Origin of the sequence: Lysinibacillus sp. BF-4 (assembly GCF_000743635.1) — a bacterium.
GTDB classification, from domain to species: Bacteria; Bacillota; Bacilli; order Bacillales_A; family Planococcaceae; genus Metalysinibacillus; species Metalysinibacillus saudimassiliensis.
In genome coordinates this window covers 21,466-35,991 of record NZ_JPUW01000003.1, presented here as the reverse complement: position 1 = coordinate 35,991, position 14,526 = coordinate 21,466, and the positions used below count along the sequence as shown (strand labels likewise).

The 14,526-nt window shown below is 41.1% G+C and carries 12 protein-coding genes and 2 pseudogenes; 13 read left to right on the top strand and 1 reads right to left on the bottom strand.

Features of this window, described 5'->3' with window-relative positions; genetic code table 11:
* Nucleotides 1-91: 91 nt before the first annotated feature.
* The 8 genes and pseudogenes from ruvA to CH76_RS02875 all read left to right on the top strand — a co-directional run bounded on the left by ruvA (nucleotide 92) and on the right by CH76_RS02875 (nucleotide 7,437).
* Nucleotides 92-707 (top strand): annotated as a pseudogene (gene ruvA, locus CH76_RS02910) (Holliday junction branch migration protein RuvA).
* A gap of 13 nt (nucleotides 708-720) precedes the next feature.
* The gene (gene ruvB / locus CH76_RS02905) at nucleotides 721-1,725 is read left to right on the top strand and encodes a Holliday junction branch migration DNA helicase RuvB (protein WP_036142700.1); all 1,005 of its coding nucleotides are present in this window, start codon (nucleotides 721-723) and stop codon (nucleotides 1,723-1,725) included.
* A gap of 18 nt (nucleotides 1,726-1,743) precedes the next feature.
* On the top strand, nucleotides 1,744-2,787 hold the full coding sequence (queA, locus tag CH76_RS02900; RefSeq protein ID WP_036142697.1) for a tRNA preQ1(34) S-adenosylmethionine ribosyltransferase-isomerase QueA: 1,044 nt from the start codon (nucleotides 1,744-1,746) through the stop codon (nucleotides 2,785-2,787).
* Nucleotides 2,788-3,932 (top strand): annotated as a pseudogene (gene tgt, locus CH76_RS02895) (tRNA guanosine(34) transglycosylase Tgt).
* Between the two features lie 72 nt (nucleotides 3,933-4,004).
* Nucleotides 4,005-4,283: a preprotein translocase subunit YajC gene (yajC, locus tag CH76_RS02890; RefSeq protein WP_036142694.1), complete on the top strand. Its 279-nt coding sequence runs from the start codon at nucleotides 4,005-4,007 to the stop codon at nucleotides 4,281-4,283.
* 55 nt (nucleotides 4,284-4,338) lie between these two features.
* The gene (locus CH76_RS02885) at nucleotides 4,339-4,614 is read left to right on the top strand and encodes a post-transcriptional regulator (RefSeq protein ID WP_036142691.1); all 276 of its coding nucleotides are present in this window, start codon (nucleotides 4,339-4,341) and stop codon (nucleotides 4,612-4,614) included.
* Between the two features lie 125 nt (nucleotides 4,615-4,739).
* Complete coding sequence (secDF, locus tag CH76_RS02880; protein WP_036142688.1) at nucleotides 4,740-7,007, top strand: protein translocase subunit SecDF; 2,268 nt, start codon at nucleotides 4,740-4,742, stop codon at nucleotides 7,005-7,007.
* An 82-nt stretch (nucleotides 7,008-7,089) separates the two neighbouring features.
* Entirely contained in the window at nucleotides 7,090-7,437 is a 348-nt protein-coding gene (locus CH76_RS02875) for a lipopolysaccharide assembly LapA domain-containing protein (RefSeq protein WP_036142684.1), read from the top strand.
* A 40-nt stretch (nucleotides 7,438-7,477) separates the two neighbouring features.
* Here the strand turns inward: CH76_RS02875 and CH76_RS02870 are convergent, their stop codons facing one another.
* On the bottom strand, nucleotides 7,478-7,945 hold the full coding sequence (locus CH76_RS02870; protein ID WP_051910175.1) for a DUF4825 domain-containing protein: 468 nt from the start codon (nucleotides 7,943-7,945) through the stop codon (nucleotides 7,478-7,480).
* 94 nt (nucleotides 7,946-8,039) lie between these two features.
* Between CH76_RS02870 and recJ the strand changes: the two genes are divergently transcribed.
* The 5 genes from recJ to CH76_RS02845 all read left to right on the top strand — a co-directional run bounded on the left by recJ (nucleotide 8,040) and on the right by CH76_RS02845 (nucleotide 14,514).
* The gene (gene recJ / locus CH76_RS02865) at nucleotides 8,040-10,343 is read left to right on the top strand and encodes a single-stranded-DNA-specific exonuclease RecJ (protein ID WP_036142681.1); all 2,304 of its coding nucleotides are present in this window, start codon (nucleotides 8,040-8,042) and stop codon (nucleotides 10,341-10,343) included.
* Nucleotides 10,340-10,858, top strand: a complete 519-nt coding sequence (locus tag CH76_RS02860; RefSeq protein ID WP_036142678.1) for an adenine phosphoribosyltransferase — start codon at nucleotides 10,340-10,342, stop codon at nucleotides 10,856-10,858. Before recJ ends, CH76_RS02860 begins: the two co-directional genes overlap by 4 nt.
* Before the next feature lie 131 nt (nucleotides 10,859-10,989).
* On the top strand, nucleotides 10,990-13,182 hold the full coding sequence (locus tag CH76_RS02855; protein WP_036142675.1) for a bifunctional (p)ppGpp synthetase/guanosine-3',5'-bis(diphosphate) 3'-pyrophosphohydrolase: 2,193 nt from the start codon (nucleotides 10,990-10,992) through the stop codon (nucleotides 13,180-13,182).
* A 13-nt stretch (nucleotides 13,183-13,195) separates the two neighbouring features.
* Entirely contained in the window at nucleotides 13,196-13,642 is a 447-nt protein-coding gene (gene dtd / locus CH76_RS02850) for a D-aminoacyl-tRNA deacylase (protein WP_036142672.1), read from the top strand.
* A 95-nt stretch (nucleotides 13,643-13,737) separates the two neighbouring features.
* Nucleotides 13,738-14,514, top strand: coding sequence for a putative hydro-lyase (locus CH76_RS02845; RefSeq protein WP_036142670.1), 777 nt, complete (start codon nucleotides 13,738-13,740; stop codon nucleotides 14,512-14,514).
* Nucleotides 14,515-14,526 lie beyond the last annotated feature (12 nt).

The following is a 14,526-nucleotide window of genomic DNA, read 5'->3' as shown; positions in this document are numbered from 1 at the left end:
TCATGTTCAATGTCACTTTTGTGCGTTTAAACGTCGAGCATTCGTTCGCTATTATGCTATAATCTTATATAGATTGTGAGGCGAAGAAAAAATGTATGATTATATGATTGGGCAAGTAACGCGCATGACGCCAGAGTATATTGTGCTAGAGCAAAGTGGGATAGGCTACCGCTTATTTACACCAAACTCATATGCCTTTAAAAAGAGTAAGGATAGTGTGCAAATTTATGTGCATCACCATGTGCGTGAGGATGCAAATTTACTATATGGCTTTACTTCATTAGATGAGCGCGAGCTGTTTCGCAAATTAATTCAAGTGTCGGGTATTGGACCTAAAGGAGCGCTCGCTATTTTAGCTACAGGCGACCCTTCACAAGTCGTAGGTGCGATTGAAAATGAAGACGAGACTTATTTAGTGAAGTTTCCTGGTGTAGGCAAAAAGACAGCGCGCCAAATTATTTTAGATTTAAAAGGTAAGCTCGGTGCATTACTAGAAGTAATTGATTTTGCGAGTGCGCCTGATGAGCTACCATTATTTGAAGACACTTCACATAATGCAGCATTAGAGGATGCTATGCTAGCACTAGCAACACTAGGTTACTCAGAGCGCGAGTTAAAAAAAAGTGCGACCGAAGCTAGAGGGCAACGATGCGCTTAGTACGACGGATGATTATATGAAGCAGGCGTTAAAATTAATGTTAATGTAAGGAGGGCAATGCGATGACAAATCCTATTACAACAAATGAAGCAACGGATTATGATGAGCAATTTGAGTTTTCCCTTCGCCCACAGCGTTTGGCACAGTATATTGGTCAGCAACAGGTTAAGGATAACTTGCACATCTTTATCGAAGCGGCGCGTCGTCGTGAGGAGTGCCTTGACCATGTGTTACTTTATGGGCCACCAGGGCTTGGTAAAACGACACTTGCCGCGGTAATTGCTAATGAGATGAACGTTAATGTACGCATGACAAGTGGGCCTGCAATTGAGCGCCCAGGGGATTTAGCCGCGATTTTAAATGCGCTAGAGCCAGGTGATGTATTATTTATTGACGAAATCCATCGCCTGCCGCGCGCTATTGAAGAAGTGCTTTACCCTGCTATGGAGGATTTTTGTTTAGATATTGTAGTAGGGAAGGGTCCTGAGGCGCGTTCAATCCGTCTAGATTTACCACCCTTCACATTAATTGGGGCAACAACGCGTGCTGGGGCATTATCTGCACCACTTCGTGACCGTTTTGGTGTATTATTACGTTTGGAGTATTATGATGAGGAAGCTTTAACTGAAATTGTAAAGCGTAGTGCAGGTGTTTTTGAGGTGGAAATTGTTGAAGAAGCCGCGTGTGAAATTGCGAAGCGCTCGCGTGGGACACCGCGTATTGTTAACCGTCTGCTTAAGCGAGTACGCGATTTTGCTGAAGTATTAGGTGATGGTGCGATTACAGCACCGATTGCACACCAAGCACTTGAATTGCTACAAGTGGATGCTAGAGGGCTAGATCATATTGACCGTAAATTAATTGAAGGTATGATTGAACGTTTTCGTGGGGGGCCTGTTGGGCTTGATACGATTTCGGCTTCTATTGGTGAGGAGTCTTTAACAATTGAGGATGTGTATGAGCCGTATTTATTACAGATTGGCTTTATTCAGCGTACACCACGCGGACGTGTGGCAACCCAGCTCGCGTATTTACATTTTGGCTATGAGCTGCCCGACCAAACTTAAATAAAGGAAGTTACAAACATGAGAGTGGAAGATTTTGATTTTGAATTACCTGAGCAATTAATTGCACAAACCCCATTACTTGACCGTACAGCAAGTCGCTTATTAGTCGTAACGCCAGATACAACCGTGTTACAACACGAAAAATTTCCTGCGATTGTAGATGAGCTTGAAGCGGGTGACTGCTTAGTATTAAATGATACACGTGTATTACCTGCACGCTTAATGGGCGAAAAGGATACAGGTGCGCATATTGAGGTACTTTTACTTAAACAGCATGAAACAGACGTATGGGAAACACTCGTTAAGCCTGCTAAACGTGTAAAGGTAGGTACGGTGGTGACGTTTGGTAATTTACTCACAGCAACCTGTACAGAAATTTTAGCGCATGGTGGACGTAAGTTTAAATTTAGTTATGACGGTATCTTTTATGAGATTTTAGACCAACTTGGCGAAATGCCGCTACCTCCGTATATTCGTGAGAAGCTAGATGACCAAGACCGTTACCAAACGGTGTTTGCACGTGAACGTGGTTCGGCAGCTGCGCCAACTGCTGGCTTGCACTTTACTGACGAAATCCTAGATGCTATTCGTGCTAAAGGGGTAACAATTACCTTTATTACCTTGCATGTTGGCTTAGGCACTTTCCGACCTGTGAGCGTAGATAGTATTGATGATCACGAGATGCACAGTGAATTTTATAGTATGAGCGAGGAAACCGCCGCACTAATTAATCAAACGAAAGCAAATGGTGGTAAAGTAATCGCAGTAGGCACAACTTCAACACGTACGCTCGAAACAATTGGGGCAAAATACAATGGTGAGATGCGTGCTGAGCAAGGCTGGACTTCTATTTTTATTTATCCTGGTTATAAATGGACAGTAGTTGATGGTTTGTTAACAAACTTCCATTTACCAAAATCAACATTAGTAATGCTTGTTAGCTCACTAGCTTCAAAAGAAACAATCATGCACGCGTATGAAACAGCCGTGCAACAGCAATATAGATTTTTTAGCTTTGGGGATGCGATGTTTATCCGCCCAAACAGAAAGGACACAAAGTAAATGACAAAACCAGCAGTATGGTATGAACATATTAAAACATGTAAACAAACAGGCGCACGCTAGGTATCGTGCATACACCACATGGCTCTTTCGAAACACCAACCTTTATGCCTGTAGGTACACAAGCGACGGTTAAAACAATGTCGCCAGAGGATTTAAAAGAAATGAATGCAGGTATTATTTTATCGAATACCTATCATTTATGGTTACGCCCAGGCAATGATATTGTGAAAGAAGCGGGTGGCCTGCATAAATTTATGAACTGGGATAAGCCAATTTTAACGGATTCGGGCGGCTTCCAAGTATTTTCGTTAAGTAAATTCCGTAAAATTGAGGAGGAAGGTGTACACTTCCGCAATCATTTAAACGGTGACAAACTATTTTTAAGTCCTGAAAAAGCAATGGAAATCCAAAATGATTTAGGCTCAGATATTATGATGGCATTTGACGAGTGCCCACCATTCCCAGCAACGCATGAATATATGCTAAAATCTGTAGACCGTACAACACGCTGGGCAAAGCGTTGTAAAGAAGCGCATAAAAATACAGAGAACCAAGCATTATTTGGTATTGTACAAGGTGGCGAGTACGAAGACTTACGTCAGCGTTCAGCAGAGGCTTTAGTAGAGCTTGACTTCCCAGGTTACGCGATTGGTGGCCTGTCTGTAGGTGAGCCTAAAGATATTATGTATCGTGTGCTTGAGCAAACTACACATTTACTACCTGAGGATAAGCCACGTTATTTAATGGGTGTTGGTTCACCAGACTCATTAATTGAAGGGGCTATTCGCGGGATTGATATGTTTGACTGCGTGCTACCAACACGTATTGCACGTAATGGTACATTAATGACATCACAGGGACGTCTTGTTGTTAAGAATGCAAAGTATGAGCGTGACTTTACACCAATTGATCCTGAGTGCGATTGCTATACATGTAAAAATTATACGCGTGCCTACGTACGTCACTTAATTCGTACAGAGGAAACTTTTGGCTTACGTTTAACGTCTTACCATAACCTGCGTTTCCTTATTAAATTAATGGAGCAGGTGCGTCAAGCGATTCGTGAAGACCGTCTAGGTGATTTCCGTGATGCATTTTTCGAGAAGTATGGCTTCAATAAGCCAGACGCAAAAAATTTCTAACTTTTGTCGCTTTTTAGGTATAAATTATACTATACTTACTAAGTGAGATTTATCTAGAGAGGTGGTTAATCCATGAGTGAACAATTAGTTAGCTTTATTCCGTTAATTTTAATGTTTGTGGCGATGTGGTTTATTTTAATTCGACCAGCTAAAAAGCGTCAGCAACAAACAGCGCAAATGCAAAATAACTTACAGCGTGGCGACAAGGTCGTAACCGTTGGTGGTATGCATGGTACAATTGAGGCAATCGAAGATACAGTGATTCATTTAACAGTTGCAGATGGCGTGCGTGTTAAGTTTGAACGCCAAGCAATCGGTCGCGTTATTACAGACGACGTGTTTACAAAGTAAGGTAATGCGGGAAGAGTGTTCAAACGGACACTCTTTTTTGTTTGGAGGTAATGACATGTACTTGAAGCAGCAACTTTATTATCACGTGTTTCCTGCATTGCAGGCACGTGCGGCAGATTTACAAACGATGGGGCATAAAGTAACCACTGCACAACTTTTTGAATATTGTGTGGAAAGTCGTTGGCGCAACCATCCGTTTGACCAATTGCAGATGCATCAAGTTGTAGCGAGCATATTCGCTACGACAGCGGAGGATTTACAACCCGTAACCATTTTTTCGGATGTCAATGAAGAAGAAATCCGCACATTATTATACGATGACAAAACATAACTTCATTTGACAGTAGGCGCAACGTGTTTCATAATGTTAGTGTTGCGCTTTTTTAGCGTTAGAAAGAACGTATGAGTTGTTTAAGCTAGTGATGATTTTACACATCACCTGAGGAGGATTTAGCAATGAAATTAAGAGGCCGCATTGTTGCGTTTTTACTAATTGTTGTATTATTCGCAGCAGGGATTGGTACTACCGCTAAAGGTGTACTGAAAGATATTCGTTTAGGGCTCGATTTACAAGGTGGCTTCGAGGTATTATATGAAGTCAAAACGCTAGATGGTAAAGCTGTTACCGTCGATGATTTAACCAATACGACAGATGCATTAAACCGTCGTGTTAATAAGATGGGGGTAAGTGAGCCGAGTATTCAGGTTGAAGGTAAAGACCGTATTCGTGTGCAATTAGCTGGTGTTGAAGACCAGGAAACAGCACGTGAAATGCTATCAACTTCAGCAAACCTGACATTCCGTGACGTAGATGACAACATCCTACTTGATGGTAATGACTTAAAGCAAAATGGTGCAAAGGCATCGTTTGACGGCAATACCAACCAACCAATTGTTACATTAACAATGAAGGATGCCGAAAAATTTAGTGACATTACGAGCAAGATTAGCGCAATGGGACCAGGGCGTAACCTGCTAGTTGTTTGGATGGACTTTGAAGACGGCGTTGACTCGTATGCAGCTGAGGCAACTAAGGAAGACCCACGCTATGTATCAGCAGCGGCGGTTAACCAACGTTTAAACACAGAGGACGTACAAATTTCGGGTAACTTCACAGTGGATGAAACGCAAGACTTTGCTAACATTTTAAACGCAGGTTCATTACCAGTTAAAATGAAAGAAATTTACTCGACATCAGTCGGCGCACAATTTGGTGAGCAGGCATTAACAAGCACTGTATTTGCAAGTGTTGTCGGTGTATTAGCAATCTTTGTCTTCATGCTACTGTATTACCGCATTCCAGGTTTAGTAGCAGTCATTACATTATCAATTTTCACGTATTTAGTGCTTGTTGTGTTCAACGGTATTAATGCGGTATTAACGCTACCAGGTATCGCAGCTATCGTGCTAGGTATTGGTATGGCGGTAGATGCTAACATTTTAACCGCGGAGCGTATACGCGAGGAACTACGTGTAGGGCATAGTGTAAAGCATGCCTTCCAACTAGGTTCTAGACAATCATTATCAGCTATTATTGATGCTAACTTAACAACATTACTTGTTGCAGGTGTACTGTATGCCTTTGGTACAAGTAACGTGCGTGGTTTCGCTACAATGTTAATCATTAGTATTACATTAAGTTTTGTTACAGCTGTATGGGGCTCACGTATGTTTATGAGCTTACTTGTGCAAAGTGGTTACTTTAACAATCCAGCACTATTTGGTATTGCTAAATCAAAACAACATAGCCTAGAAGAAAACTTAGGTACAATCGATTTAACAACGAAATTTGATAAAATTGATTTCGTGCATAATCGTAAAAAATTCTATGCTTTCTCAACAATTATTTTAATTGCTGGTATCGCGATTATTGGTATCTTCCGCTTAAACTTAGGGATTGACTTCTCAAGTGGTACGCGTGTCGAAATCGTATCAGATCAAGCTGTAACAAAAGAAGAAATTGTTGATTATGTTAAAGAAATTGGTCACCCTTCAACAGATGTTGTTATTTCAGGTGACAAGAAAAATATCGGTGTTGTTCGCTACAAGGAAGACTTTACGAAGCAAGAAGTACTTGACTTCAAAAAAGTTGTAGCAGAAAAATACGGACAAGAGCCATCAGTAAGCTCAGTATCACCAACTGTTGGTAAAGAGCTTGTGCGCAATGCGATTTATGCACTTGCTATCGCAGCACTTGGTATCTTAATTTATGTAGCAGTTCGTTTCGAATGGCGTATGGGCTTTGGTACGGTTGTATCATTGTTACATGACGTATTCCTAATTATTGCAGTCTTTAGCTTCTTCCGTTTAGAGGTTGACATTACATTCATTGCCGCAGTACTAACAATTGTTGGTTACTCTATCAATGATACGATTGTTACCTTTGACCGTATCCGAGAAAACCTTAACCATTACGGTGAAGTAGCGGATAAAGAAACATTAGCAATGATTGTTAATAAATCATTACGTCAAACGATGGGACGTTCAGTAAACACAGTATTAACGGTTATTATTGTTGTTGTTGCCTTATTAATCTTTGGTGCACCATCAATCCAAAACTTCTCAATCGCTTTACTTGTTGGTTTAATTACAGGTATTTATTCTTCAATTTGTATCGCAGCACAAATCTGGTACTCACTTAAAGTACGTGAGATGGATAAAACGGGCGGTAAAATTGAAAAGAAAGAGAAAAAACAATGGGGTTCTGACGAGCCAGTTGTATAATACAAAACATCTTGCGAAAATTACTCGCAAGATGTTTTTTTGTACGTTATGATAGGAATAAGTAAGGAAAGGAGGCGTTACTATGAAAGTACAATGGTCATTAATTGCAGGTATGATTTTTGCGATTTTAATTGCGATTTTTGCAATTGCTAACGTGGATAAGGTGGCAGTCAATTATTTATTTGGTACAGCACAGTGGCCGCTTATTTTAATTATTTTAGGCTCAGCCTTTTTTGGTGCAATTATTAGTATTTCCTTTTCGATGGTTAAAATTTATGGTGGTCGTCGTAAGTATTCGCAATTAGAGCACACGTTAAAACAACGTGAGGATATGGTTGCAATGCAACAGGAAAAAATTCAACACTTGCAAAGTGAGGTAGCCCGTTTAGAAAAGGGTAAGCCTGCACAAATTGAAGTCATTGAAGAATAAAAAATAAAACGAGGGGGCGCTAACATAGCGGCCTCTCGTTTTATTTTGTCTCAAATAACGCATCTACCTCAACAGGGTCTGCTGTGTAAGCGTCAATAAGCAGTTGGATATCAGCTTCATTGGTACTTGCAGTAACATCTTTGCCGTACCAAGACATTAACTGTTCGCGTGTCAGTGTGTAGCTTTGCGTATCAAAAGTAAATTGCAAGCTATCTACGTTAGGTACGAGCGTAAAAAGCCATGTGGCGTTTGCAATACTCACAATTTTAGGATGTGTTACTTCGTCATACATTAAGTGAGCACCATAAGGAGGTTCTGTTGTATGCAACTCCAGTTGTAAAAAGTTACGCGCCTCAGGTAAATCGTAAATAATGGCAAGTACCTGACTATTGTCACCAATGAGTGTATTACGGTAAAGTAAAAGTTCGTTTGTTGGTGCTTGTGTAGGTGTTGCAGGGGGCGACGTGCAACCACTCAACAATAAAACCATAACGAATAAATAACGCATGGACACACCTTCTTTATTTGTAGCGTAGCACAAATAACTAAAGGCTATCAACTACAATGACGTATAATAGGGATGAAAGGGAGATGATACGAATATGGAAAAAGTATGGTCGATTGAACGACAGGATAAAGCAGTAGTACAAAGCTTACAGGATGAGTTAGGCATTACTGCTATTGCAGCTAAAATTTTAGCCGCGCGTGGTTTTAGTTCTGCCAAACAGGCAACAGCCTTTTTACAAATGGATGAGAGTATTGTGCACGATCCCTTTTTAATGCAGGGGATGACGGAGGCAGTAGCCCGTATTCACCAAGCATTAGATGAGGGAGAGCACATTCGTATATATGGAGATTATGACGCCGATGGTATTACAAGCACTACGGTATTAATGACAGCATTACTAGAGTTAGGCGCAAATGTAGATTACGTAATTCCTAATCGCTTCACACATGGTTATGGGCCAAATACGGAGTTATTCCGTCAAGCGCATGAGGATGGTGTGGATTTACTTATTACAGTAGATAATGGTATATCAGGTGTGGAGCAAGTAAAAGTAGCGCGTGAGCTTGGTTTAGCCGTTATTATTACAGATCACCATGAGCCAGGCGATATACTACCTGATGCTGATGTGATTGTACACCCTCGCATTCCTCTAGGACATTACCCATTTGGTGAGTTAGCAGGCGTTGGTGTAGCATTTAAATTAGCCCATGCGCTGTATGAAGAATTTCCTGCACATTTAGTCGGTTTAGTAGCACTTGGTACAGTAGCAGATTTAGTGCCACTAGTAGATGAAAACCGCTGGCTCGTACAACAAGGTATTAAGCAGTTACAACATAGCTCAAGTTATTGGATAAAGGCGCTATGTGAGGTAACTGCAACAGCACAGTCAACGATCAATGAAGAAACACTTGCCTTTTATTTTGCGCCTCGTTTAAATGCGGTAGGACGCTTACAGGATGCTGCACCAGGTGTTGATTTTTTATTAAGTGAAACAATGGAGCAGGCAACGCATGGTGCGGCATTATTAGAGACATGTAATAAAGAACGTAAAAAAATCGTAGATACGATTACTGAGCAGGCTATAGCGCAAGTAGTAGCGGATGATCGTGTCATTGTAGTAGCAGGAGAGGGCTGGAATGCAGGCGTTGTAGGTATCGTTGCCTCTCGTATAGTTGAGCGCTTTTACCGTCCAACTATTGTACTTGGCATTGATAAAGACAAAGGCATTGCTAAAGGCTCTGCACGCAGTATTGAGGGCTTCCACTTATATAATGAGTTAGCTAAAAATAAAGCGATTGTACCGCACTTTGGGGGGCATCCAATGGCAGCAGGTATGACCTTACCACTAGAAAATGTGGACGCGCTACGTCAAGCTTTAAACGAGCAAGCACAACAACTAACAGATGAACAACTAACACCACGTATTGCCATTGATGTGGCATTAACGCTCGATGAGATTTCCGTACATGCGATTGAAGAAGTAGCAAAGCTTGGCCCATTCGGTACAGACTTTCCTAAGCCACTTTATGCGCTTGAGGGAGTAGAGGTTAAGGATATGCGCAAAATTGGCGCTAGTCAGCAACATTTAAAGCTTACGCTAGCAGGCGAGGGTACGACCCTAGACGCTATTGGCTTTAGTCAGGCCGAGATGTACGATAATATTACGTATGGTACGCCAATGTCCTTTGTAGGTGATTTACAATTAAATGAATGGCAAGGTAACGTAAAGCCACAGTTTTTATTAAAGGATATGCAAGTAAATACATGGCAGTTGTTTGATGTGCGTGGCATTCGTCAAGTAGGTCGTTGGCTAAATGCTGTACCAACAGATGCTGTTTATGTTGCCTTTAACGAAGCAACACGTGTGTATTTTTCGACTTTTATTACAGCGTCGATTGAGTTAGCACCTACACAAGTGACAGCAAAAACGTTAGTACTACTTGATTTACCACAAAGCGAAGCACAACTTGCTGCATTAATTATGCAAAGTCAGCCACAGCGTATTTATGTACACTTCCATACAGAGGCTAGTGGTTTTACACGCCCACCGACACGTGAGGATTTTGGCTGGTATTATAAATTTTTAGTGAAACGTCCTGACTTTGCCTTGCAACAACATATTGAACAGCTTGCGGCACATAAAGGCTGGGCAGTAAATACGATTAAATTTATGACGAGGGTGTTTTTTGAACTAGGTTTTGTTAAAATAGACAATGAACGGGTAACGGTTGTACAAGGCGCGCCCAAAACGCCGCTTACAAGTGCACCTTCCTATCAACAACGCTCAGCTCAAATCGAAATGGAACAGCAATTTGTGTATGCACCGTATGCACAATTAAAACAATGGTTTGATGAGCGATTACAGTCAGCATGTGCTGAGGAGGAAACAGCGAAATGAATTTGAAAGATTATGTAACGGTTGTAGACGGCTGGCCAAAAGAGGGCATTAGCTTTAAGGATATTACAACTGTGATGGATAACGGCAAGGTATACAAATATGCAACAGATCAAATTGTTGCGTATGCACGCGAAAAAGGTGCAGAATTAATCGTCGGTCCTGAAGCACGCGGTTTTATTATGGGGTGCCCTGTAGCGTATGCGCTTGAAGTGGGTTTTGCACCAGTGCGTAAGGAAGGTAAATTACCACGTGAGGTAATTCGTGCAGAGTACGGCTTAGAGTACGGCACAGACGTGTTAACAATGCATAAAGACGCAGTGTCACCAGGTCAAAAAGTGTTAATCGTAGATGATTTACTAGCAACTGGCGGTACAGTAGAGGCTACTGTACGCTTAATCGAAGCACAAGGCGGTATTGTTGTAGGCTGTGCATTTTTAATTGAGCTAGAAGATTTAAAAGGCCGCGAAAAAATTGCAGATTATGATATTAAAGCATTAATTAAATACGATTGCTAATCAACAAGGCTGTGCTTAGGCATAGCCTTGTTTTTTATACGGGCATGGGCTTTACAATTACCCTGTAAGTTCTATACAATGGAGGGTAACGATAAAGTCTGAAAATACAGAAGAGAACAAGGTGAATGAATATGGCAAAAGAGCAAATAATGACACCCGAAGATGTGTTTACAAAAGTCCAGTCGTATATGAATGAAGAAAACGTAGCATTTGTTAAAAAAGCATATGAAGTGGCACGAGATGCCCATAAAGAACAATTCCGTAGCTCTGGTGAACCTTATATTATTCACCCTGTGCAGGTCGCAGGCATTTTAGCAGATTTACAAATGGACCCTGCCACAGTTGCCGCAGGATTTTTACATGACGTTGTAGAAGATACTGAGGTAACACGTGAAGATTTAGTTAATACGTTTAGTGAAGAAGTAGCCCTACTTGTTGATGGTGTAACAAAACTTGGTAAAATTAAATACCTATCTAAAGAAGAACAACAAGCTGAAAACCACAGAAAAATGTTTATCGCGATGGCTCAAGACATTCGCGTTATTTTAATTAAACTAGCAGACCGTTTGCATAATATGCGTACGCTTAAACACTTACCAGCAGAAAAGCAACGCCGTATTTCTAAAGAAACATTAGAAATCTTTGCGCCGCTTGCTCATCGCTTAGGGATTTCAACGGTTAAGTGGGAGTTAGAGGATACCGCGTTACGTTACCTTAACCCACAGCAGTATTACCGTATTGTTAGCCTAATGAAGAAAAAGCGTACAGAGCGTGAAGCTTATTTAGATAATATTGTGGACGAAATCAAATCACAACTGTCTGAAGTTGATATTGATGCGGATATTTATGGTCGTCCTAAACATATTTATAGTATTTACCGTAAAATGGCGCTGCAAGATAAGCAGTTTAACGAAATTTACGATCTATTAGCTGTACGTATTTTAGTAGATAGTATTAAAGACTGCTATGCCGTATTAGGTATTGTGCATACATTATGGAAGCCAATGCCAGGTCGCTTTAAGGATTATATTGCGATGCCTAAACAAAACCTTTACCAATCACTACACACTACAGTTATTGGCCCGTACGGTGATCCATTAGAGGTGCAAATTCGTACAAAAGAAATGCATAAAATTGCAGAGTACGGTATTGCAGCACACTGGGCGTATAAAGAAGGCAAGACGGTAGATACTGAGCATCAAAATGTTGACCAAAAGCTAACATGGTTCCGCGAAATTTTAGAGTTCCAAAATGAGTCATCTAACGCAGAAGAATTTATGGAATCATTAAAGTTCGATTTATTTTCAGACATGGTATATGTCTTTACGCCAAATGGTGATGTTATTGAGTTACCTGCAGGCTCTGTGCCTATCGATTTTGCTTACCGCGTACACTCAGAGGTAGGTAATCGTACGATTGGCGCAAAGGTCAATGGCAAGATGGTACCGTTAGATACACCGCTTAAAACAGGAGATATTATTGAGATATTAACGTCTAAGCAATCGTTTGGTCCAAGCCGTGACTGGTTAAAACTTGCCCAGTCTTCACAAGCAAAAAATAAAATTAAACAATATTTTAAAAAGCATGTGCGTGAGGAGAGTATCGTTAAAGGTAAAGATATGATCGAAAAAGAAATCAAGTCCCAAGGCTTTGATGTGAAAACGATTTTATCAAACGAAAACTTAAAGCGCGTATGCGATAAATTAAATTACACGAATGCAGAAGATTTATTTGCGGCGGTAGGCGTTAATGGTATTACAGCGCTACAGGTTGTTAATCGTTTAGCGGATCGTATTCGTAAAGAGCGTGAACAAGAAGAAGCGCTAGAGAAAATCGAAAAGAAAATGAAAAACCCAGCACCACAAAAAACAACGGAGTCTGGTGTTATTGTAAAGGGCATTGACAATATGCTAATTCGCTTGTCACGTTGTTGTACACCTGTACCTGGTGATGAGATTGTAGGCTTTATTACGAAAGGTCGTGGTGTATCTGTTCACCGTGCTGATTGTCCAAACGTTTCACACGAGGATACAGAGCGTTTAATTGATGTAGCATGGGAAGACGCTTTAACGCCAACACGCAAAGAGTACCCAGTTGATATCGAAATTTCAGCTTATGACCGCCCAGGTATTTTAAATGAGGTTATGCATACCGTAAGTGAGGCTAAAACAAATATTTTAGCTGTTAGTGGTAAGGCAGACCGTGATAAGGTCGCAACGATTCACCTAAAAATTTCGATTTCAGATTTAATTCATTTACAACGTATTGTAGAAAAAATTAAACAGATTCCTGATATTTACACGGTTCAACGTGTTATTAATTAAGTGAGGTTGTTGTATGAAGATAGTAATTCAGCGCAGTAAAGCCGCTTCTGTCACAGTAGACGGAGCGGTAACAGGCGCGATTGATAAAGGGTTAGTATTGCTTGTGGGCGTTACACATGAGGATACAGCAGAGGATGTAGCCTATGCCGCTCGCAAAATTGCGGCTATGCGTATTTTTGAAGATGCAGAAGGTAAAATGAATGAAGACATTCGTGCGTACGGGGGTGCGATTTTATCTATTTCGCAGTTTACCCTGTATGCGAGTACAAAAAAAGGTAACCGCCCAAGTTTTACAGGTGCAGCGCGCCCAGAGTTAGCCGAGCCGCTATGGCAGGCGCTAAACGATGCGCTTCGTGCCGAGGGCTTAACAGTCGAAACAGGTATCTTTGGAGCCATGATGGATGTAGCGCTAATTAATGATGGACCTGTAACGATTATTTTAGATACAAAGGAACGTTAGAGTAAACAATTCACTTGTTTACTCTTTTTTGCATTTGTAGCTATGTTACGATACGAAGTAATTAGTCTCGAATATCGAAACAAGGGGGAAATACTATGACAACAGTACAAGAAATTCGACAACAAATCCGAAGCGGGGAGTGGACAGCACCAACGGCAGGGCTAGCTAAAGGGCATACGCAGGCTAATCTTGCTATTTTGAAAAAAGAAGATGCTTTTGATTTTTTATTATTTTGCCAACGTAATCAAAAGGCTTGCCCTGTACTTGATGTAACAGAGGTTGGCAAGGCTGTACCAGCACTTATTGCACCGCAAGCTGATATCCGTACCGATTTACCAAAATATCGTGTTTATAAAAATGGCGTATTTGTAGAGGAGTGTACAGATATTACAGCGCTGTGGGAGGATGATATGGTAGGCTTTTTAATTGGTTGTAGCTTTACCTTTGAGACACCATTGCTTGAAGCAGGCATTCCCATTCGCCATATTGAGGAAAATTGTAATGTACCTATGTATAAGACGACAATTGCTTGTCAACCAGCGGGTAAATTTAGTGGCCCAACCGTGGTAAGTATGCGCCCTATGACACCTAGTGACGCCATCCGTGCCACACAAATTACTACACGCTTTCCTGGTGTGCACGGTGCTCCCGTCCATATTGGTGACCCTGCAGCCATTGGTATTACAAATATTATGAAGCCAGACTTTGGAGATAGTGTCACTATTAAAGAAGGTGAAATCCCTGTGTTTTGGGCATGCGGAGTAACGCCACAAGCTGTCGCAATGGCTAGTAAACCATCGCTTATGATTACACATGCACCAGGCTGTATGTTTATCGCTGACCAAAAAGATGAACAGCTTAGTGTATTGTAGGAGGGGATAATT

What these genes read in the sequence shown, in the direction of transcription:
- ruvB (WP_036142700.1), top strand. Translation starts at nt 721, where the DNA reads ATGACAAATCCTATTACAACAAATGAAGCAACGGATTATGATGAGCAA.
- queA (WP_036142697.1), top strand. Translation starts at nt 1,744, where the DNA reads ATGAGAGTGGAAGATTTTGATTTTGAATTACCTGAGCAATTAATTGCA.
- yajC (WP_036142694.1), top strand. Translation starts at nt 4,005, where the DNA reads ATGAGTGAACAATTAGTTAGCTTTATTCCGTTAATTTTAATGTTTGTG.
- CH76_RS02885 (WP_036142691.1), top strand. Translation starts at nt 4,339, where the DNA reads ATGTACTTGAAGCAGCAACTTTATTATCACGTGTTTCCTGCATTGCAG.
- secDF (WP_036142688.1), top strand. Translation starts at nt 4,740, where the DNA reads ATGAAATTAAGAGGCCGCATTGTTGCGTTTTTACTAATTGTTGTATTA.
- CH76_RS02875 (WP_036142684.1), top strand. Translation starts at nt 7,090, where the DNA reads ATGAAAGTACAATGGTCATTAATTGCAGGTATGATTTTTGCGATTTTA.
- CH76_RS02870 (WP_051910175.1), bottom strand. Translation starts at nt 7,945, where the DNA reads ATGCGTTATTTATTCGTTATGGTTTTATTGTTGAGTGGTTGCACGTCG.
- recJ (WP_036142681.1), top strand. Translation starts at nt 8,040, where the DNA reads ATGGAAAAAGTATGGTCGATTGAACGACAGGATAAAGCAGTAGTACAA.
- CH76_RS02860 (WP_036142678.1), top strand. Translation starts at nt 10,340, where the DNA reads ATGAATTTGAAAGATTATGTAACGGTTGTAGACGGCTGGCCAAAAGAG.
- CH76_RS02855 (WP_036142675.1), top strand. Translation starts at nt 10,990, where the DNA reads ATGGCAAAAGAGCAAATAATGACACCCGAAGATGTGTTTACAAAAGTC.
- dtd (WP_036142672.1), top strand. Translation starts at nt 13,196, where the DNA reads ATGAAGATAGTAATTCAGCGCAGTAAAGCCGCTTCTGTCACAGTAGAC.
- CH76_RS02845 (WP_036142670.1), top strand. Translation starts at nt 13,738, where the DNA reads ATGACAACAGTACAAGAAATTCGACAACAAATCCGAAGCGGGGAGTGG.